This window comes from Aeromicrobium ginsengisoli (assembly GCF_004134905.2).
GTDB lineage: Bacteria > Actinomycetota > Actinomycetes > Propionibacteriales > Nocardioidaceae > Aeromicrobium > Aeromicrobium ginsengisoli.
On the sequence record NZ_SDPQ02000003.1, the window covers coordinates 1,044,680 to 1,063,252 of the forward strand.

21 protein-coding genes are annotated in these 18,573 nt (G+C 70.3%); 14 read left to right on the forward strand and 7 right to left on the reverse strand.

From position 1 onward, the window contains the following. Nucleotides 1-52: 52 nt before the first annotated feature. Nucleotides 53-733 carry a class I SAM-dependent methyltransferase gene (locus ESP70_RS18365; protein ID WP_188110697.1) on the reverse strand — a complete coding sequence of 227 codons (681 nt, stop codon included), beginning with the start codon at nt 731-733 and terminating at the stop codon, nt 53-55. Nucleotides 734-782: 49 nt separating this feature from the next. On the opposite strand from ESP70_RS18365, the gene ESP70_RS18370 reads away from it, so the two are divergent. Beyond that, complete coding sequence (locus ESP70_RS18370) at nt 783-1,499, forward strand: Fic family protein (RefSeq protein ID WP_149690729.1); 717 nt, start codon at nt 783-785, stop codon at nt 1,497-1,499. 8 nt (nt 1,500-1,507) lie between these two features. On the opposite strand, the gene ESP70_RS18375 is transcribed toward ESP70_RS18370, so the two are convergent. Further along, nucleotides 1,508-2,479, reverse strand: coding sequence for a glycosyltransferase family protein (locus ESP70_RS18375; protein WP_149690730.1), 972 nt, complete (start codon nt 2,477-2,479; stop codon nt 1,508-1,510). Nucleotides 2,480-2,610: 131 nt separating this feature from the next. Between ESP70_RS18375 and ESP70_RS18380 the strand changes: the two genes are divergently transcribed. From ESP70_RS18380 to ESP70_RS18390, 3 genes are all read left to right on the forward strand, one after another. Then, nucleotides 2,611-3,804 (forward strand): hypothetical protein, encoded by a 1,194-nt coding sequence (locus tag ESP70_RS18380; protein WP_149690731.1) that lies wholly within the window; start codon nt 2,611-2,613, stop codon nt 3,802-3,804. A 70-nt stretch (nt 3,805-3,874) separates the two neighbouring features. After that, nucleotides 3,875-5,170, forward strand: a complete 1,296-nt coding sequence (locus ESP70_RS18385; RefSeq protein ID WP_149690732.1) for an MATE family efflux transporter — start codon at nt 3,875-3,877, stop codon at nt 5,168-5,170. Nucleotides 5,171-5,184: 14 nt separating this feature from the next. Beyond that, on the forward strand, nt 5,185-5,817 hold the full coding sequence (locus ESP70_RS18390) for a CatB-related O-acetyltransferase (protein WP_149690733.1): 633 nt from the start codon (nt 5,185-5,187) through the stop codon (nt 5,815-5,817). Between the two features lie 9 nt (nt 5,818-5,826). Here the strand turns inward: ESP70_RS18390 and ESP70_RS18395 are convergent, their stop codons facing one another. Next, nucleotides 5,827-6,684: a TylF/MycF/NovP-related O-methyltransferase gene (locus ESP70_RS18395; protein ID WP_223148770.1), complete on the reverse strand. Its 858-nt coding sequence runs from the start codon at nt 6,682-6,684 to the stop codon at nt 5,827-5,829. Nucleotides 6,685-6,795: 111 nt separating this feature from the next. On the opposite strand from ESP70_RS18395, the gene ESP70_RS18400 reads away from it, so the two are divergent. After that, entirely contained in the window at nt 6,796-7,728 is a 933-nt protein-coding gene (locus ESP70_RS18400; protein WP_149690734.1) for a lysophospholipid acyltransferase family protein, read from the forward strand. Between the two features lie 275 nt (nt 7,729-8,003). Here the strand turns inward: ESP70_RS18400 and ESP70_RS18405 are convergent, their stop codons facing one another. Next, nucleotides 8,004-8,813: an HAD family hydrolase gene (locus ESP70_RS18405; protein WP_149690735.1), complete on the reverse strand. Its 810-nt coding sequence runs from the start codon at nt 8,811-8,813 to the stop codon at nt 8,004-8,006. Between the two features lie 105 nt (nt 8,814-8,918). Between ESP70_RS18405 and ssd the strand changes: the two genes are divergently transcribed. The 8 genes from ssd to ESP70_RS18445 all read left to right on the forward strand — a co-directional run bounded on the left by ssd (nt 8,919) and on the right by ESP70_RS18445 (nt 13,859). Continuing rightward, nucleotides 8,919-9,959 (forward strand): septum site-determining protein Ssd, encoded by a 1,041-nt coding sequence (gene ssd / locus ESP70_RS18410; protein WP_149690736.1) that lies wholly within the window; start codon nt 8,919-8,921, stop codon nt 9,957-9,959. After that, nucleotides 9,956-11,098: a TadA family conjugal transfer-associated ATPase gene (locus tag ESP70_RS18415; RefSeq protein ID WP_149690737.1), complete on the forward strand. Its 1,143-nt coding sequence runs from the start codon at nt 9,956-9,958 to the stop codon at nt 11,096-11,098. Before ssd ends, ESP70_RS18415 begins: the two co-directional genes overlap by 4 nt. Continuing rightward, entirely contained in the window at nt 11,095-11,895 is an 801-nt protein-coding gene (locus tag ESP70_RS18420; protein ID WP_149690738.1) for a type II secretion system F family protein, read from the forward strand. The genes ESP70_RS18415 and ESP70_RS18420 overlap by 4 nt, the downstream gene beginning before the upstream one ends. Before the next feature lie 116 nt (nt 11,896-12,011). Beyond that, the gene (locus tag ESP70_RS18425) at nt 12,012-12,590 is read left to right on the forward strand and encodes a type II secretion system F family protein (RefSeq protein WP_188110698.1); all 579 of its coding nucleotides are present in this window, start codon (nt 12,012-12,014) and stop codon (nt 12,588-12,590) included. A gap of 115 nt (nt 12,591-12,705) precedes the next feature. After that, complete coding sequence (locus ESP70_RS18430; protein ID WP_149690740.1) at nt 12,706-12,882, forward strand: DUF4244 domain-containing protein; 177 nt, start codon at nt 12,706-12,708, stop codon at nt 12,880-12,882. A gap of 58 nt (nt 12,883-12,940) precedes the next feature. Further along, nucleotides 12,941-13,153: a DUF4244 domain-containing protein gene (locus ESP70_RS18435; protein WP_149690741.1), complete on the forward strand. Its 213-nt coding sequence runs from the start codon at nt 12,941-12,943 to the stop codon at nt 13,151-13,153. Continuing rightward, a complete protein-coding gene (locus ESP70_RS18440) occupies nt 13,153-13,503 on the forward strand; it encodes a TadE family type IV pilus minor pilin (protein WP_149690742.1) in 351 nt (116 codons plus the stop codon). Before ESP70_RS18435 ends, ESP70_RS18440 begins: the two co-directional genes overlap by 1 nt. Further along, nucleotides 13,500-13,859 (forward strand): Rv3654c family TadE-like protein, encoded by a 360-nt coding sequence (locus ESP70_RS18445; RefSeq protein ID WP_149690743.1) that lies wholly within the window; start codon nt 13,500-13,502, stop codon nt 13,857-13,859. The genes ESP70_RS18440 and ESP70_RS18445 overlap by 4 nt, the downstream gene beginning before the upstream one ends. Here ESP70_RS18445 and ESP70_RS18450 read toward each other — a convergent pair. Genes ESP70_RS18450 through ESP70_RS18460 form a run of 3 tightly spaced genes read right to left on the reverse strand, consistent with a single transcriptional unit; the run spans nt 13,844 to nt 18,063 of the window. Next, nucleotides 13,844-15,115: an MFS transporter gene (locus tag ESP70_RS18450; RefSeq protein ID WP_188110699.1), complete on the reverse strand. Its 1,272-nt coding sequence runs from the start codon at nt 15,113-15,115 to the stop codon at nt 13,844-13,846. The genes ESP70_RS18445 and ESP70_RS18450 overlap by 16 nt on opposite strands. Further along, on the reverse strand, nt 15,112-15,696 hold the full coding sequence (locus ESP70_RS18455) for an ArsR/SmtB family transcription factor (protein WP_149690745.1): 585 nt from the start codon (nt 15,694-15,696) through the stop codon (nt 15,112-15,114). The genes ESP70_RS18450 and ESP70_RS18455 overlap by 4 nt, the downstream gene beginning before the upstream one ends. A 54-nt stretch (nt 15,697-15,750) precedes the next feature. Next, the gene (locus ESP70_RS18460; RefSeq protein WP_246162082.1) at nt 15,751-18,063 is read right to left on the reverse strand and encodes a DEAD/DEAH box helicase; all 2,313 of its coding nucleotides are present in this window, start codon (nt 18,061-18,063) and stop codon (nt 15,751-15,753) included. 91 nt (nt 18,064-18,154) lie between these two features. Here ESP70_RS18460 and ESP70_RS18465 point away from each other — a divergent pair, with 91 nt between their 5' ends. Continuing rightward, a complete protein-coding gene (locus ESP70_RS18465) occupies nt 18,155-18,499 on the forward strand; it encodes an STAS domain-containing protein (RefSeq protein WP_149690747.1) in 345 nt (114 codons plus the stop codon). Nucleotides 18,500-18,573 lie beyond the last annotated feature (74 nt).

Consider the following 18,573-nt stretch of genomic DNA (forward strand, 5'->3'; position numbering starts at 1 on the left):
TCCCCACGATAGGAACCGGGTCGGACGATTTCGGCGACCAGAGGGCGTTTCGTCACCGGAAGTCGAGCAGCAGCGTGTCTGGCGGCTCCATCTCCTGCTCCATGCTGGACTTGTCGACCTTGGCGCGTACGCAGAACGTCTCGTGGCGCAGCCGCAGGAAGCCGGTCTGGGCGCCGTAGCTCAGGAACAGGTCGCGCACCTGGGCCAGCGCGGACTCTGGGACCGACGGGTGTCGCGTCGACTCGGCGAAACGCATGAGGCCGGGCAGGTCGAGCTTCTCCCACGTGCCGAACTCGTGGGTCTCGGGCTCGTGGAACAGCCCGGACGCGCTGAACGTGTCGACCGGGGTGGCCGCGGCGCCACGGTCGCCGGTGATCTCGCGGAGCTTGCGCATCCACGGGATCGCGTCGTCGTAGCGCTGCGAGATCGTCGACAGCAACCCGTCGGGCCGCAGGACCCGGGCATACTCGGCGAGCGCTGTGGGCGCGTCGCGCAGCTCCGGAGCGATCACGACGTCGAACGCGCTGGCGAGGAACGGCAGGCGCTCGCCGCGGCTGCGGACGTACTGGATGTCCTCGTGACGGCTCGCGGTGACGTCGTCCCCCGCGACGACGACCTCATGGCCCTGCTCGGCCAGCTGGTAGGCGAGTGATGTGTCGCCGATGTGCAGGACGCACGCCAGACGGTCCCCGACCAGCCACTTGGCGGTGCGATCTTCGGGGGAGTCGTTCATCTTCCTCAGGCTACCGGTCGGCGCGAGGGGCGGCCGGTACGCTTCGGGCGTGTCCGATCCGTTCATCTCGGCCGCCCTGCTCGAGGGCATCCCTTCGACGTACGCCGGGACCCGCGACGGCATCGACGGGATCCTGCGTGACCGCGGCCTGCGTCGCAGCACGCCCGACGACACGGCCCGCTCGCTCCTGCTGGGTGCCACCGCCACCGCCGCACTCGAGGGCAGTGCGTACGACGTCGAGGTGCTCGCGTCCGGCGGCGGCGACGCTGTCGCGCGCGGAGCCGTCCGGCTGTCGACGGAGCTGCTCGGCCTGCTGCCGGTGTGGAGCCACTCGCCGGTCCAGGCGCTCGCCCGCATGCACGCCCTCGCCGCTGCCGGGTCGGTCGACGACGCGGACCTCGGCCGGCCGGTGCACCCGGAGGGTGTGGCCCGGCTGACCGCCCTCGCCGCGATGCTGGGCGAGCCGACCGAGGCGCCCGGACTGGTCGTCGCGGCACTCGTGCACGCCGAGATCGCGGCGGCGGGCGCGTTCGCGACCCACAACGCCGTGGTCGGGCGGGCCGCCGAGCGCCTCGTGCTCGTGGCCAAGGGGGTCGACCCGGCGTCCGTCACGGTGCCGGAGGCCGGGCACGCTGCCGAGCCGGACGGCTACCGGTCGGCCCTGACGGCATACGCCGGCGGCGATCCGACGGGTGTGCACCAGTGGTTGATGTACGCGTCGCAGGCGTTCACCCGCGGCGCCGAGGCGTCACCGTTGGCCGGCTGACGTCAGGACTAGGTCGTCGCCGTGCGGCGGTAGTGGATGCGCTGCGCCAAGGCACGCACCGGGCCCGCAGGCAGGACAGCACGGGCGACCCGCGCCAGCAGGCCGAGCTCGCGGGCGACGACCTTCTCGTACGCCGCCTCGACCGTCTCGTTGACCGTGATGACCTCGGGGTGGCGCAGGGGGAAGTCGAGCGGCTGGGTCTCCGGCATCTCGCGCGACGACGACTGGGTGTGGGTGCCTTCGGAGCCGAGCCCGACGTTCTGCACCAGGACCGTCGACCCCGTGATGGCCAGCTTGCGGGTCGCGAGGACCGACAGGACCCAGTGGATCGCCCACGTCGAGCTCTGCTTGTCGATCGCCTGCCCGGCGGTGCGGAAGAAGCGCCGGCCCGCCGGGGTCACGAGCAGCGTGTTGCTCCAGTCGATCGGCTGGGTGCGGCGCGACGCCGTGTCGCCGTCGGCGTGCGTACGCGGGTAGAGCGCGCGGTGCTGCTGCCAGGCGTCGGCCCAGGTCGCCCAGCCCCAGATGGAGGCGAACGCGGTGTAGGCGTAGCTCTTGCCCGCGAACACCTCGTCGGGCATCTCGGGGGCGGCGCCGCCGATGTAGCCGAACCGGTCGTCACCGGCATGGCGCTCGAGCAGCTCGGTGCAGAATTCGAAGAACGTCAGGTCGGCGAGGCAGTCGTCCTCGAGCACGATCGCGGCCGGCACCTGGCTGAACACCCAGTCGAGGCCCAGCTCGATGCTTGCGGCACAACCGAGATTGGTCTCGGCGTAGCGTCGGTGGACCTTGCAGGGCCAGTCGATGTTGTCCAGCTCGGCGCGTACGGCAGCGCATTTCTCGGCATCGGCCGGGTGCGTCGCACGGGGGGCATCCACGATGAGGAAGAGCTCCTCAGGGGCCGCCTCGCGGATGCGATCCAGCGTGCGCCGGGTCTGCTCCGGCCGGTTGAAGGAGATCAGCACGACAGGCGCAACCATGTGTGAAATGTACACGAGCAGATCTGCCCGACACTGCGGGCAGGGACGCCTGCTCGGCCGGATATAGTCGCCGTGGTCGCGCCGCGTGAGGCGTGCTTGCCCTGCTCGGTCGAGAGGATGGACATCCCGGGATGACCGCTACCGTCACCTACTGCACGATCCTGACCACGAACTACCTGCCCAAGGCGATGACGCTGGCGGACAGTCTGCGCCGCCACGAGAACGGTGCCGGGCTCAAGGTCCTGTTCTCCGACGTGGCTCGTGACGAGGACCTCCCCGACGTCGAGGGCGTGGAGTGCGTCAGCACGGCGTCGCTGGGCCTGAGCGCCCGGGAGGTGCAGCAGCTCGCGATGATCTACGAGCTGGTCGAGCTCGCCACCGCGGTCAAGCCGCTGCTGCTCAAGCACCTGCTGGACACGACCGAGGCCGCGGTCTACCTCGACCCCGACACCTATCTCACGTCGCCCATGGTGGAGCTGCTGCCGGAGCTCGAGGCCAGCGAGGGCGGCATCCTCCTGACGCCGCACTTCCTCAAGCCCGAGCGGCCCGACGCCAAGATGGGCGAGTCGCACATGCTCGCGGTCGGCATCTTCAACCTCGGCTTCTGCGCCGTCGACCGGCGCGCGATCGACTTCCTCGACTGGTGGTGGGGTCACCTCAGCCTCGAGTGCCTCTACGAGCCGCTGGCCGGGCTCTTCGTCGACCAGAAGTGGGTCGACATCGGCAGCACCCTGTTCGCCGCCCGCAGCCTGCGACACACGGGCTACAACGTCGGGGTCGGCAACCTCCCCGAACGCCCGCTCGCGGCCGACGCCGACGGCTACTACAACTCGTCCAACGGTGAGCGCCTGCGCCTGTTCCACTTCCACGCCTTCGACTCGCGGCATCCCGAGAAGCTGTCGATGCGCTTCGAGCATTCCAGCCGTGACGACCTCGCCGAGGACAGCGCCATCCGCGCGCTGTGCGCCGAGTACGCCGAGATCCTGTCAGCGCACGAGCGCAGTCTCCCGGCGCCGCCGCCCTATCCGTACGCCAACGACTCGCGCGGGCGGCACATCAGCCGGCGCCTCCGCAGGGCGTACCGGCAGGAGCTGCCGACACGCGGTCACGAGCTGCCGTCCCCGTTCGTCGCGGCCGAGGCCGTGGCGTACGACGAGTGGCGCCGCAGCGCGTGGAAGAGCGTCTCGAAGTCGTTCGTCGGCGACACCGCCAAGACGGCTCGCTGGCTGCTGCCCGAGGAGTACGACCGGGTGCGCAAGCGGTTCCCGAAGCTGGCCGGCCGGATGAGCTCGAAGTTCTCCGGTGGCGACGGCATGTGGGGCTGACCTCGCCGAACAGCGGCCGGATGCACGCAACAACGATTAGGCTGCCATCGACCAGTGGCACGAGTGATGAGTGAGGCACCAGGTGAAGTCCACCGAGCAGTCGGCGGGACGCCGGCTCGGCGTACTCACGATCGACCAGGCCATCTCCGGTGCGTCCAACATCCTCATCACCCTGCTCGCGGCCCAGCTCCTCGACGTCGCGTCGTTCGGCCTCTTCTCGATCGTGTTCCTGAGCTACGGGATGGTGCAGGGCGCCGCGCGGGCCCTGGTCGGTGACCCGCTGCTGATGCACTCCTCCGAGGTGGAGGAGCGAGCCGGTGACGCGATCGGCACCTCCGCGCTTCTCGGTCTCGGTCTCGGCGTCCTGGTGCTCGTGGGCGGGCTCGTCTCCCACATCTGGGACGGCCGGCTCGGCGACGCCTTCCTGGCTCTCGCGGTGTGCATCCCGTTCCTGGTGCTCCAGGACCTCGGCCGCTACCTCGGCTTCGCCATGCGGCGGCCCGCCTGGTCGCTCGCCCTCGACGTCGTGTGGCTCGTGCTCGTCGTCGCGGCGACGAGCGTCCTCATCGTGACCGACACCGACAGCCTGTGGATCTTCATCGCCGCCTGGGGCGCCTCCGGGTCGGTCGCCGGGTTGATGGTGTTCTGGCAGCACCGCACCACCCGCATCAAGCTGAGCCTGCGGTGGCTGCGCGAGACGTGGTCCGACTCCTGGCGCTATCTCGCCTCCTACACCTCGGCCCAGGGCAGCGCCCTCGCGACGGCCGTCCTGACCACGGCGATCGCCGGCGCCAAGGCGATGGGCGCGGTGCAGGGCGCACTCCTCCTGCAACGACCGTTCGTCGTGTTCCAGGTCGCTTCGATGGCCAGTGGTGTCGTCGACGTCTCCCGTTCCGCCAAGGACCGCCTCACGGTCCTGCGGATGGGCACGCGGATCAGCCTGCTGACCACGATCGTGGCCGTCGTCAACGGCGCTGTGCTGCTGCTGATCCCGGACCGGCTCGGCGAGGCGCTGCTCGGCGACACCTGGGACGCGTCGCAGACGCTCCTGTGGCCCGCAGCCGTGCAGATCGCCATGATGGGCGCCATGAGCGGCGCCCGCAGCGGCCTGCTCGGGCTCCGCGCGGTCAAGCTGGCCCTGCGCATCGACATCGTCAAGACCGTCCTGATCGTCGTGCTGACGGTCGTCGGCGTGATCATCAATGGTGCGCTCGGCGGCATGTGGGCAGTCGCCCTGGGCCACGGTTTGGGCGCCGCGATCTGGTGGGCGGCGCTCGCCTATCAGCTCAACCAGCCTGACGTCGAGATCCCGGACGACGTCGCCCATGCCCCGGCCGAGCACGACTCCACCCTGGCCACGGACTGACCGAGAGGAAGACCTTGAAGAATCTGCTCCGCCGTCTGCTCTACACCTATCGCCGAGTCCACAGCATGCTGGTCGGGCCGGACAACTACACCTGGAAGCGCTTGGTCAAGAGCGGCCGGGTCGTCCAGGGCCCTCAGACGTACGGCATCCCGGCCGTCCTCACCTACTACCTGGGCACCGAGCGGCTCCTGGTCGGCAACTACTCGTCGTTGGGCGGCACATACCTGCTCGGCGGCAAGCACTCGGTCGAGAACGTCACGACCTATCCGCACCGCATCAACTTCGGCATGGAGGGGATGGGCACCGACGGTTACCCGACGCCGACCGGCGACACGCACGTCGGCTCCGACGTATGGACGTGCGCCGGCTCGTTCATGATGAGCGGCATCACGATCGGTGACGGCGCGATCATCGCGGCGGGTTCCGTCGTGACGCGCGACGTGCCGCCGTACGCGATCGTGGGCGGCAACCCGGCCAAGCTGATCCGCTACCGCTTCACGCCGGAGCAGATCGAGGCGCTGCTCGAGATCAAGTGGTGGGACTGGCCGCTCGAGGAGGTCCGTGAGGCCGTGCCGATGCTGGCGCAGCCCGACATCGACGCCTTCATCGACTATGCGCGGAGCAAGAAGGGCGCCACCGCGTCGTAGAGGGCTGGGTCAGCTCTTGCGCCAGAAGGCGCCGTAGGGATCGATCTGGACGATCTCGTCGGTGATCCCGTGCTCCTTGCGGTAGTCGTGGATCGCCTGGCCGGCCTGTGACGCATGGCTGCCGAAGTCGTCGATGATGCAGAATCCGCCGGACGACAGCTTGGGGTAGAGCACCTCGATGGCCTGGATCGTCGACTCGTACATGTCGCCGTCGAGGCGCATGAGCGAGAGCTGCTCGATCGGCGCCACGGGCAGGGTGTCCTTGAACCAGCCGACGAGGAACTCGACGCGGTCGTCGAGCACGCCGTAGCGGGTGAAGTTCTTCTTGACGGTCTCGAGGCCGACCGCGAGGCCCGTCTGGGTGTGCAGCTCGTCGCCGGTGTCGGCGGGGTAGCGGGACGCGTCGGGTGCCGGAAGCCCCTCGAACGAGTCGGCGACCCAGACCTTGCGGGTCGTGTCGCCCCACGCGTTGAGGTTGGCCTTCATGAAGATCGTGGCGCCACCACGCCACACGCCGGTCTCGATCAGGTCACCCGGGACGTCGTCCTTGATGATCGACGCGATGCAGTCCTGGATGTTGGTCATGCGCTTGAGGCCGATCATCGACTCGGCGCGGGCGGGCCAGTCCAGACCGGACTCGCGGGCCTCGGGGTCGTACGGCTTCTTGTAGGCGATCTCGAGGTCGAGCTTGCCGGCGAGCCTGGCGACGGTGTTGGCCGCGCGCTTCTTGAACGACTTGGCACCGAGCATGCGGACGCCGCCCAGGATCGAGTCATTGTCCTCCATCAAGGCACCAGTCAAGCTGCGCTTGACGATGTCCAGGTAGAGGTCGCGGATGTCATCGGCGGTGAGCGTCTTCTCGGGCACGCGGCGAGATTATCAGCCGCGCGCGGCGCTCGTGGCCCACACCCGGAAGGTCGTCCCCAGTTGTCACGGAATCTCCGCCGGCGGGATGCGTGTGCGGTAGCGTTTCGGGCGATGGAAGACGAGGCAGTGCCCCAGAACGTGTCGATCGACACACGGCAGTCATCCCCCCAGCCGGTCCCCTTGGCGGCGTCCACCAAGGCCTTGGCGCGGCGCGTCGTGTCGCGGGCTCTGTGGCTCGTACGCCCGCGGCTTCCCCTGGTCCTGGTCCGGCCGTTCGTGGAGCGCAAGATCCGTCGTGCCCTCGCCGATCCCGCGACCGTGAGCAATGCCCGCGACCACATGGAGCACCTGCTGGGTGCTGTCGGCCGGTCGTCGGAGGTCGAGGCGGCAAGTCGCGGCTACGTCGAGCACTGGGCCTGGTGCCACGAGCTGCGCTGGCACCCCCGGTCGGTCAACCGGCAGAGGGTCGAGGGCATCGAGCATCTGCTGGCGGCCCGGAGCGAGGGGCACGGTGTCTTCCTGAGCTTCGTGCACCATGCGCACTTCGACGGTGCGTTCGCCTCGGTCTCCCGCGCTGGTGTCCCCGTCCACGTGCTGGTGGGCGCCCGCGCCATGCGGACCGCGGGTCCCAACCTGCTGCAGCACCTGCACGTCGTCGGCCAGGGTGGTGCGCTGATGTCGGCCGAGGCCGGCACGAGCGGCATTGCCGACGAGCTCCGCAAGGGGCACGTCGTGGCCGCCGCGATCGACGTGCCCGGCGGCAGCGTCGCCACGTTCGCCGGCCGCCAGGTCCGTTGTTCGTCAGGCCCGGCGCGCGCCGCGTTCCTCGCCGGATCGCCCGTCGTCGTCATGACGAGCCACCGGGCGGCCGACGGCACGACCCACCTCGAGCTGTCCGAGCCTCTGCACCCGCGAGACTTCGACTCGGTCGAGCTGCTGCTCGCCGAGCTGGTGCGGCGCCACGAAGGCCCGCTGCTGGCCTGGCCCGATGCCGCCTACATCCCGATGGTGTGCTGGAAGCCGGTCGAGCCGGAGGGCGCCTAGCCCACACAGAGCGGCGGCGCCGATCCCCGGGGGAATGGCGCCGCCTGGCAAGCGAGCTCGGCTACCAAGCGTGCTGGATCGGAGTCGTCGGGGCCCCGCCTGAATCCCTGAGTGGGACGGAGTCCACGAGCAACGTTCCCATTGAGACGGGTGATCGCCGCGTGGGTACTGAGCTGCTTTGCCGCTGTGGAGTTTGTGGAGTTCTTGGTTCCTTGTCTACGCCACCGGGCCGGGCGACGCGAGACCTACTGGGTCGTAACGTTGTGCGCTTTGCTTCACAATCTCGCCGGGACGCGGTGCTTGCGGCGTGACACCAGTGCGACGGTGATCGCGCCGACCGCGCTGGCGACGACCGTGACGGCGGCAGCCTTGCCGACCTTGGTGTGCAGGCCCAGGCGGCGGCGCAGGGCGACGGGCCGGCGAAAGGCGAGGATCGGCCAGCCGTTCTCCTCGGCGATGCGGCGCAGCGCCTTGTCGGGGTTGACCGCGTATGGATGACCGACCGCCTGGAGCATCGGTGCGTCGGTCTCGGAGTCGGAGTAGGCGTACGACGCGGTGAGGTCGTAGCCGCGCTCGGCGGCGAGCTGCTCCATCGCGACCGCCTTGTTGGGCCCGTACGCGTAGAAGTCGACGTCACCGGTGTAACGGCCGTTCTCGACGTACAGCGTCGTGGCGATGACGTGGTCGACGCCCAGCATCTCGCCGATGGGCTCGACCACCTCGGTGCCCGATGCCGAGACGATCACGACGTCGCGGCCAGCGGCCTGGTGCTCCTCGATGAGGTCGACGGCCTCTTCGTAGACGAGCGGGTCGATGATCGAGTGCAGCGTCTCGGCGACTGACTGGCGTACGACCTCGACGTCCCACCCGGTGACCATCTGGGTGAGGTAGGCGCGCATCTTCTCGAGCTTGTCGTGGTCGGCGCCGTTGAGCGCGAACATGAAGTTGGCGTAGGCGCTGCGGAGCACCGCCCGGCGGCTGAGCAGACCGCCCTGGAAGAACGGCTTGCTGAAGGCAAGCGTGCTCGACTTGGCGATGATCGTCTTGTCCAGGTCGAAGAATGCGGCTGACCTCGTGGGGCTCACCTGTTCAGGATAGGCGGGTCCACACCCGGCGGGTCCGGGATCGGCTGTCCACAGGCGCTCGGGTGTCGGTTCCGGTGGGCGGCCGGGGCGGCGACAGTCGTACGTATGCCCGACCTCGCCGCCCCGTTGATCGCCACCGCCGACGAGCTCCTGCTGGACGATGCGCTCCGGTGGTGTGCCGCGGTCGGCGCGGTGCCCGACGTCGCGCCGGACCTCACGGCGACTCGTCGGTCGTGGCGGCAGGCCTCGGCCGTGATCGTGGGTGAGGACCTGGCCGGCGACCTGGCTCGAGCCGCGCTGCCGCGGCGGGAGCATGTGGTCCTGCTGGCGAGGGAGCCGTCGCAGTGGTGGCCGGATGCGGTTGCACTGGGAGCTGTGGCGGTGTGCGGCCCGCACCAGGAGGACCGCATCCTCGAGGCGCTGGCCGCGGCGCTCGACGGACGGGGCGAGGCCTGCCTCGTCAGCATGGTCGGTGGATCGGGCGGCGTCGGCGCCTCGACGCTGGCCGTCGCGCTCGGCCTTGCGGCACAGCGTCGTGGGCTGAGGTCACTGCTGTTCGACGCGGATCCACTCGGCGGCGGACTCGAGCTGCTGATGGGTGCCGAGCGGGCCGAGGGGCTGCGGTGGCACGACTTCGACGCGACGCACGGCCGGCTGAGCGCCGGTTCGCTCGCCGACGTGCTGCCGGTGCACCACGGTGTCTCGACGCTGTCGTGGGATCGGTCGGGCACGACGGTCCTGCCGGCAGCGGTCCCCTCCGTCCTCACGGCGGCCGTGCGCGGATTCGACCTGGTCGTCGCCGACGTGCCGCGTCACCTCGACGAGCCGGGCGCCGACATCGTTGGCAGATCGGTCCTCACCGTGCTGGTCGTCGCCGAGGACATCTGCGGGGTCGGTGCGGCCAGGCATGTCCTCGACCGCCTGCAACAGGTGGCGTCGTCGATCGTCGTGGTCACTGCCGGTCGGCCCGGAGGCATCGGACCGGCAGCGGTCTCCGATGCACTGGGTCTGCCGGTGCTCGCCCGTCACCGCGTCGATCGTCGCGTACGTGCCGCCGTCGACCGGGGGATGGGGCCCGGACGATCACGCGCGGCCAGGCGTACCGCGATGGCTCTGCTGGACACCCTGGGCCTGGAGGCTGCATGACTGAGGTGCCGATCCTGGAGCGGGTGCGGAGGCGACTGGCGGCCGGCACCGCGGAGGCGACCCCGGCCAGCGTCGCCGCGGCGCTGCGCGCCGAGCACCACGTGGCCGGCAGCGGCACGGTCCTGGCCCTGGTCGACCAGCTCCGCAGCGAGACCAGGGGTGCAGGGTTGCTCGACCCGTTGTTGGCGACCCCGGGCGTCACCGACGTCCTGGTCAACGGTCCCGACGGCGTCTACCTCGATCGCGGTCGCGGCCTCGAGAGGTCGTCCGTGCGGTTCGCAGACGAGGACGCCGTCCGCAGACTGGCCCAGCGCCTCGCGGCCCAGGCCGGGCGGCGCCTGGACGATGCAAGTCCGTGGGTCGATGCCCGTCTCGCGGACGGCACCCGCCTGCACGCGGTGCTGGCGCCGCTGGCGCGGCCCGGCACGCTGATCTCGATGCGGGTGCCGGCCCGGCGGAGCTTCTCGTTGGCGGAGCTGAGGGCTGCGGGCTCCCTCACCGACGAGACCGCCGACATCCTGCGGCGAGTCGTCGCCTCGCGAGTCGCGTTCGTCGTGACGGGCGGCACGGGTTCGGGCAAGACCACACTGCTCTCGGCCCTGCTCGCCGAGGTGCACCCTGATGAGCGGCTCGTCGTCGTCGAGGATGCGACCGAGCTGCGACCGGACCACTCCCACGTCGTCGGTCTCGAGGCGCGCCCGGCCAACGTCGAGGGCGCCGGCCTGGTCACGGTCCGTGACCTCGTACGACAGGCACTCCGCATGCGTCCCGACCGGCTCGTGGTCGGTGAGGTGCGTGGGGCCGAGGTCGTCGACCTGCTGGCCGCCCTCAACACCGGTCACGAGGGTGGGTGCGGCACGCTGCATGCCAACTCCACGATCGACGTTCCGGCACGCTTCGAGGCGCTGGGGGTGGCGGCGGGGCTGCCCCGCGAGGCCGTGCACAGCCAGCTGGCCGCGAGCCTCGAGCTCGTCGTACACCTCGCCCGCGGACCTGATGGCATACGCCGAGTCCAGCAGATCGCCGTCCTCGAACGCGAGCATGACGGCCTCGTCCGGTGCGTCCCCGCCGTGTCCGTCGGTCCTGACGGCGTCGAGGAGGGACCCGGTGCTGCGCGTCTCGAGCAGGTGCTGGGTTGACGACGCTGACCGCGCTGCTCGCAGCGACCTCGGTCTGGCTGTGGCGCCCGCCCGGTACCTGGGTCGTACGCCATCGGTTGCGCCTCGACCTGCCAGGACCGCGGGTGCCTCCTTGGACCCTCGGGGTCGGCACCCTGATGGTGGTGGCCTGGGGTGCCGGGCGGGCCGATGCCTCCGGCCCCCATGTCATCCTCGTCGCCACCGCTGCGGGCGTCGGCGCGTTCGGCATGCGGCAGTGGCGTCGTGGGGTGCAGCGCAAACGACTCGGTGTGCGGCGCCGTCAGGTCTCGGAGGCGATCGGACTGATGTCGGCCGAGCTGCGGGCCGGCATCCTGCCGCAGCGCGCCCTCCAGGGACTGGCTCCTGAGTTCGACTTCCTGGCGCCCGCCGCGCGCTCTGCCGACCTGGGCGGTGACGTGCCCGCCGCACTGCGGGCGGCGGCGGACGAGACGGGCGCCGAGCTGCTTGCCGAGCTGTCGGGCGCCTGGCTCGTCGCTGAACGCGCTGGAGCTCCGCTGTCGCGGGTGCTCGACCGGCTCGAGGAGTCGGCCCGAGGTGATCTCGAGACCGAGCGCGAGGTCGAGTCCGGGCTCGCGCCCGCTCGCGCCACCGGTCGGTTGATGGCGGTGCTGCCGGTCTTCGGCCTGGCGCTGGGCTCTGGCATGGGTGGCGATCCGGTCGCCATCCTCACGGGCACCTACCCGGGGGTGCTGTGCCTTGCCGCGGGATGTGCGCTCGCGTGCGTCGGAGTGGCGTGGGTCGAGCGCATCGCGTCGAGCGCGGAGGCAGAGACGTGATACCGGCATGGCTCGCGGGGCTCGCTATCTGGTGCCTGATTCCGAGCTCGACGACGGCCAGGAGACAGGAGCTGTTCGGTCGGCCGACCTCGGGCAGTCGGATCGATCCGGCGGTCATGGCCGCCGCGCTGACTCCCGTTGCTGCGTTCGTGGTGCTGGGACTCCCGCTCGGGCCCTTGCTCGGTGTGGCCCTCGCCCCGGTCGTCCATCGGTCGATGAGCCGGCTCGAGACGGCGTCGGCACGACGCAGAAGTGCTCAGCTGACCGCGCAGCTGCCCACCGCACTCGACCTCATGGTCGCGGCGCTGGAGGTCGGGCGCCCGCCGGTGACGGCGTTCGAGCTGGCGGCCGCGGCGACTGCGGACCCGCTGGGCGTGGACCTCAGCCTGGTGGCAGGGCGATTGGCGATCGCTGGCGATTCCGAAGCGGTGTGGCGTTCACTGGCCCTCGACCCGTCGCTCGCGCCAGTGGGCCGGGCGTTCCGTCGGGCAGCGGCGTCCGGCATGCCGGTGGCGCACGTGGTCTCGGGTGTGGCCGACGAGCTGCGTCGCGAACGCCGGGCGGCCCGGCGTGAGCGGAGTCGCAAGGTCGCCGTCCGCACGGCGGCCCCGCTGGGCGCGTGCTTCCTGCCGGCGTTCTTCCTCATCGGGATCGTGCCGACGATCATCGCCACGTTTCGCTCGTTCAGCCTGTGATCCACAGCCGGCCGGCTCCGCGAATCCTGTCCCCAGCCGTGACGCCGGGTCCGCAGATCGCGGTCCACCGGTCGCATCTTCCTTTCGACCGTTTCATTCATCGAAAGGACTCCACATGAACCAGCAGCTCCTGCGCCGTGCCGAGCGGGGCATGACGACCGCCGAATACACCGTCGGCACGCTCGGTGCCTGCACGATCGGCGGCGTGCTCGTCAAGATCGGGCAGTCCCCGTGGTTCGGCGATCTCGTCAAGGACCTGATCGGGCAGATTCCCGACCTGCTTCCGTTCTGATCCGTCCGGTCCGGGGCGGTGTGGCACCGCCCCGGGCCCGTCCACCGAAAGGCTTCACATGTCTCACCACGATGACCGCGGCATGGCGACCGCGGAATACACCGTCGGCACGCTGGGCGCCGTCTGCCTCGCCTTCACGCTCTACAAGTTCGGTGTCCTCGACGACAACCCGTGGATGCAGACCTTCAAGGACATCATCGAGCGCGCGCTCGGCTGGGGCACGCTGCGCGATGCCTTCGACGGGGTCCCACGATTCGGCGTCCGGTTCTGATGAGGCGCGAACGCGGCATGGTCACCGCGGAGCTGGCCACGATCGTCCCGTTCGGGGTCGCGTTCGCGTTCCTGCTGCTGTGGGTCATCTCATTGGGTCTGACGCAGATCCGCATCGCCGATGCCTCCCGGGAGGCCGCCCGCATGATCGCCCGCGGTGAGGGGGTCGAGGCCGCGACCAAGGTGGCTCGCACCCACGCGCCGGACGGCGCCAAGGTGTCCGTCGACACCGAGTCGGGGCTCGTCACGGTCACCGTCACCGCCCGGTCACGGATGCCGTTGCCCAACTTCTCCACAGTCGGCTCGCAGACGATGGACTCTGCCTCGGTGGCCGCCGTGGAGTCACCGTGATCCGTCGGTACGAGCGCGGAGCGGTGACGGTCCACGCCGCCGTCATCGCCGTCATGCTCCTGGTGGCGGCCCTGGTCATCACGGAGATGGCCGGACTCGTGCGGCTTCGTCACCGGGTCGCTGCGGCGGCTGACCTCGCGGCGTTGGCCGCGACGCAGGCCAGCGTCACGGGCGAAGACGGATGCGCGGCAGCCAGCCGCATCGCGGATCGCAATGATGCCGAGGTGCTGAATTGCCGCATGGACTTCGACGTCGCGACCGTCACCACCCGGGCGACCAGCCACACGTGGTGGGGCCACCGTTGGGCCGTCGAGCAGAAGGCGCGCGCCGCTCCGGACTTCTACCTGGGGGAGTGAAGTGTGCTGGGCAGGTCGCGCAGGCGGGCAAGAGAGGTGCGCAGGATCGCGAGGCAGGCCAGCAGGTGGATCCCGGCCATGAGGGCGATCGTCGGACGGAGCCCGAGGTGCTCCCCGAGCACGCCGGCGACCGCCGCGGCCACGGGCATGGTGCCGAAATTGACGACCTGACTCGTCGTGATGGCCCGGCCCATGAGGTGGCCCGGCACATAGCGCTGCCGCCACGCGTTGCGGATGACGTTGCCGGACACGACGAACAAGCCGACCAGGAACAGCCCCGCGATCAGCCACACGATCTGCCAACCGGGACGAGAGAGCGGCAGCAGGAGCGTTGTCGGTCCGGAGCAGAGCAGCAACCACGTCGATGCCCGACCCGAGCCGAGGCGCTGCGACAGCCGGCGAGCGAAGGTGGCGCCGAGCAGTCCACCGATGCTGCCGGTCATCATGACCAGGCCAACGGCGGACGGCGACAGCGCCAGGTCGTCGACCATGAACAGCACGAGGAGCGTCGTGAATCCCGTGAGCCCCAAGTTGGACAACCCGCCGATGAGGGTCAGGGGCCGGAGATAGGGGTCATGGGCGACATACGCAATGCCTTCGCGGATCCGGGTCGCAAGTGGCTCGACGTCCGAGGTCGGCCTGTGACTCTCTCCGTTCGGTCGGATGCGCCAGAGGCACACTGCCGAGACGACGTAGCTGACCGCATCGACCGCGAGGCCGCCGGCGGCGCTGAGGAACTGCGCCATCAAGCCGCCGGCGCCGGGACCCACGACCTGCATCGCCGACTCGGTGCCGAACATCCGCCCGTTGGCCTGCTCGAGGTGATGGGTCTCGACGATGCCGGGGATGAGCCTGCCGTACGCCGTGCGGAAGAACACCGTGCAGGTGCCGTTGGCCAGGGCGACCACCACGAGGTGCGGGAGGGTCAGTGCGCCGGCGAGCCAGGCGACGGGCACGCTCGCCAGCGCCACAGCCGCGACCAGGTCGGCGATGATCATGACCCGCCGTGGCGGCATGCGGTCGACCCAGGCGCCGGCCGGCAGCCCGATGACGAGCCACGGCAGCCAGGCCGCTGCCGTGAGGGCGCCCATCCAGCCGGCACCTGCGCCGAAGTCGACGACGGCGAGCAGGGGCAGGAGCACTGCGGTGGTGGCATTGCCCAACAGGCTGACGCCCTCGCCGAGCCAGAGCAGGCTGAAGTTCCGGTTCTGTCTCAGCGGGGCTGCTGGGACGACCGGTGTCGGAGTCGTGGTCATGGCTGGCTCGGGAATCCCCGGCTGTAGACGAGCACGGGTTGTCGCTCGACGCCGTCGTCGGTCGGTCGATCGTGCCATCGCTGCAGCAGGGCGACGATCTCTACGCTCAGCTCACTCAGCTCGGTCGGGGTGAGGTGCAGCCAGTTCTGGGTGGCGAACGCCGCGTCGACCCACTCGCCCGCCTCGTCGTGGTTGTCGAGCCACTCGTGCGTACGTGCGACCTGGCGGTTGAAGTGGGCCGACTCGGCGGCGGCGGCGACTGTGGCGGCGACGGGATCGTCGGCGAAGTCTGACGTCGTCCACTTCCAGCCTGCGTCGACGAGACGCCACCAGCGTTCACGCCGATCGCGGGCGAGCTCGGGCACCTCCTCGACGAGCTTCACCTCGGCGAGCACCTTGAGGTGATGGCTGACGCTGCCGACGGCTTGGCCGGTCCGCTGCGACAGTGCTGAGGCGGTGGAGGGCCCGTCGACCTTGAGCGCGTCGATCAGGCGAGCGCGGAACGGGTGGGCCATCGCGCTCAGCACTGCGGCCTCGGTGACGCGGCGGATGCCGGGCTGAGGGGTGTCGGCGTGGTTCATGCCATCACGATAACCCCACAAGAGCAGTTGTACAAGAACTCTTGTGGAATATGTTCAAGCTGCTGGCGCGTCGTTCAACAAGGCCTCGAGCAGGCGTACGGCGCCAGCCTTGTCGAGCGGCTCGTTGCCGTTGCCGCACTTGGGCGAGTAGACGCACGACGGGCAGCCGGCCGCACACTCGCAGGCGACGATCGCGTCGCGGGTCACCCGCAACCAGCGGGCGGCCAGCTCGTAGCCCCGCTCGGCGAAGCCCGCACCGCCGGGATAGCCGTCATAGACGAACACCGTCATGGTCCCAGTGTCCGCGTGCAGTGCCGTCGAGACGCCGCCGATGTCCCAGCGGTCGCAGGTCGCCAGCAGCGGCAGCAGTCCGATCGCCGCGTGCTCGGCGGCATGGGCAGCGCCCGGCACGTCGCCGCTCTCGAACGTCGCGGCGACGGCGTCGGGCTCGAGGGTCCACCACACGGCCTTGGTCTGGAGGGTGCGAGCGGGCAGGTCGAGCAGCTCCTCGCCGAGGACGCCGCCGCCTGTCGTGCTGCGCTTCATGTAGGACACGACCTGGTTGACGACGTCGACCGACCCGAACGACATCGCCGCCTTGCCCCACGGCGTCGTCCGCTCGGTCTCGGTCACGGAGATCTCGGTGACCGATCGCGCCATCGTCGAGTAGTCGGGGTCGTCGCGGTGGACGACCGCGACGCCGTGCTCGACGTCGTAGTCATCGACGATGTGGACGTCGCCCTGGTGGACGTAGACCGCGCCCTCGTGGACTGCCGAGTCGGCAGAGCCGGCGTCGACCGTGCCGATCAGGCGGCCGGTGACGGCGTCGACGATCTGCACGGGTGCGCCGCCACTCGACCTGATGTCGGCGAGGTCGCTGGCCCGCTCGCGCTTGGTCCAGAACCAGCCGGCGGGGCGCTTGCGCAGCCAACCGGCGGCTTCGAGGGCTTGCACGCCCTCTGCCGTACGCGGGCCGAACAGCGCGAAGTCGTCCTCAGTCAGCGGGAGCTCCTGCGCTGCTGCCGCCAGGTGCGGGCCCAGGACGTACGGATTGTCGGGGTCGAACACCGACGCCTCGACCGGCGCGCCGAGCAGAGCCTCCGGATGATGGACGAGAAAGGTGTCGAGCGGGTCGTCGCGGGCGACGAGGATGCCGATCGAGTCACGGCCCGACCGCCCGGCGCGCCCGAACTGCTGCTGCAGGGCCGCCCGCGTGCCCGGGAACCCGACGCTGATGACGGCGTCGAGCCCCGCCACGTCGATGCCGAGCTCGAGCGCGTTGGTGCTGGCCAGGCCGAGCAGGTCGCCGCTGCGCAGCCGTTGCTCGAGCTCGCGGCGTTCCTCGGGCAGGTAGCCGCCGCGGTACGTCGCGACCCGGGCGACGAGCTCAGGGTCGACCTCCGCGAGCCGGCGCTGCGCGGTCGCGGCGACGGACTCCGCACCGCGTCGCGAGCGTACGAACGCCAGGGTGCGGACCTTGCCGATCACGAGGTCCGTGAGCAGCTCGCCGGCCTCGGTCGTGGCAGCGCGGCGTACGACTCCTTCGGTCGCGTCGCCCGAGATCGGGTCACGACCTGGCAGGAGGGGCGGCTCCCAGAGTGCGATCGTCCGGGCCGCGTGGGGCGATGCATCATCGGTGACGGGTACGACCTCGAGCCCCGTGAGCCGGCCGGCGAACACCTCGGGCTCGGCGACGGTCGCCGACGAGAGGACGAACGTGGGCTCGGCGCCGTAGTGGGCGCAGACCCGGCGCAGGCGTCGCAGGACATGGGCGACGTGAGCGCCGAACACGCCGCGGTAGTGGTGACACTCGTCGACGACGACATGGCTCAACCCGCCGAGCACCCGGGCCCAGCGGGCGTGCGCCGGGAGGATCGAGTGGTGCAGCGTGTCGGGGTTGGTCAGCAGGTAGTTGGCGTGGTCGCGCGCCCAGACGCGTTCCTCGCGCGAGTTGTCACCATCGACCGTCGCGGGCCGGGCGAACTCGCGCGCGCCGGACAGCCGGCGCAGCTGGTCGGCGGCGAGCGCCTTGGTCGGCGCCAGATAGAGCACTGCCGGCAGCCGGTTGCCCCGCAGCGCACTGCCGTTCCGGCCCTCGGCGAGGCCCGTGAGCGCCGGCGCCTGGAAGGCGAGTGACTTGCCCGACGCCGTGCCGGTGGCGATCACGACGTGCCGGCCCTCGTGCACGTGGTGCAGTGCCTCGGCCTGATGGCCCCAGAGTGCGGTGATGCCCTCGGCCTCGTACATCGCCCGTACGGCCGGGTCGACCCAGCCGGGCCACGGCTCGACGACCGCTTCTCGCTCGGGGACCCGCTCGACGTGGGTCACCCGGTCGCCGTAGCGCAGCACGAGGTCGGCGGGGTCCACCGTGTGATTCTCCCAGACGGGTCCGCAGCGTCTCGCGCATCGGCGGTCGCCCCTGGATCGTGATTGAATGCAGGCGGAGAGAGGAGTGGACATGGAGCTGTCGCTGACGTCGCGCACTGACGGTGACTTCGAGATCATCGAGGTCGGCGGCGAGATCGATGTCTACACCGCGCCCAAGCTCCGTGAGGCGATCGTCGCGGCCGTCGACGCCGGTCACACCCGGCTCATCATCGACGTCCAGAAGGTCGACTTCCTCGACTCCACCGGGCTCGGCGTCCTCGTGGGCGCCCTCAAGCGCGTACGCGCCGACGGCGGCTCACTCGACATCGTGTGCACCCAGGAGCGCATCCTCAAGATCTTCGAGATCACCGGCCTGGACAAGGTCTTCGGTCTGCACACCTCGATCGACGAAGCGCGTACGACCCAGCCACTGTGATCCCGGTCGCACCGCTTCACAGGCCCTCCATGTAACCTGCGTCACGCGGTCTGGTCTCACCAGACCCGTTTTAC

What these genes read in the sequence shown, in the direction of transcription:
- ESP70_RS18365 (WP_188110697.1), bottom strand. Translation starts at nt 733, where the DNA reads ATGAACGACTCCCCCGAAGATCGCACCGCCAAGTGGCTGGTCGGGGAC.
- ESP70_RS18375 (WP_149690730.1), bottom strand. Translation starts at nt 2,479, where the DNA reads ATGGTTGCGCCTGTCGTGCTGATCTCCTTCAACCGGCCGGAGCAGACC.
- ESP70_RS18380 (WP_149690731.1), top strand. Translation starts at nt 2,611, where the DNA reads ATGACCGCTACCGTCACCTACTGCACGATCCTGACCACGAACTACCTG.
- ESP70_RS18400 (WP_149690734.1), top strand. Translation starts at nt 6,796, where the DNA reads ATGGAAGACGAGGCAGTGCCCCAGAACGTGTCGATCGACACACGGCAG.
- ssd (WP_149690736.1), top strand. Translation starts at nt 8,919, where the DNA reads ATGCCCGACCTCGCCGCCCCGTTGATCGCCACCGCCGACGAGCTCCTG.
- ESP70_RS18415 (WP_149690737.1), top strand. Translation starts at nt 9,956, where the DNA reads ATGACTGAGGTGCCGATCCTGGAGCGGGTGCGGAGGCGACTGGCGGCC.
- ESP70_RS18425 (WP_188110698.1), top strand. Translation starts at nt 12,012, where the DNA reads ATGGCCGCCGCGCTGACTCCCGTTGCTGCGTTCGTGGTGCTGGGACTC.
- ESP70_RS18430 (WP_149690740.1), top strand. Translation starts at nt 12,706, where the DNA reads ATGAACCAGCAGCTCCTGCGCCGTGCCGAGCGGGGCATGACGACCGCC.
- ESP70_RS18435 (WP_149690741.1), top strand. Translation starts at nt 12,941, where the DNA reads ATGTCTCACCACGATGACCGCGGCATGGCGACCGCGGAATACACCGTC.
- ESP70_RS18440 (WP_149690742.1), top strand. Translation starts at nt 13,153, where the DNA reads ATGAGGCGCGAACGCGGCATGGTCACCGCGGAGCTGGCCACGATCGTC.
- ESP70_RS18450 (WP_188110699.1), bottom strand. Translation starts at nt 15,115, where the DNA reads ATGACCACGACTCCGACACCGGTCGTCCCAGCAGCCCCGCTGAGACAG.
- ESP70_RS18455 (WP_149690745.1), bottom strand. Translation starts at nt 15,696, where the DNA reads ATGAACCACGCCGACACCCCTCAGCCCGGCATCCGCCGCGTCACCGAG.
- ESP70_RS18465 (WP_149690747.1), top strand. Translation starts at nt 18,155, where the DNA reads ATGGAGCTGTCGCTGACGTCGCGCACTGACGGTGACTTCGAGATCATC.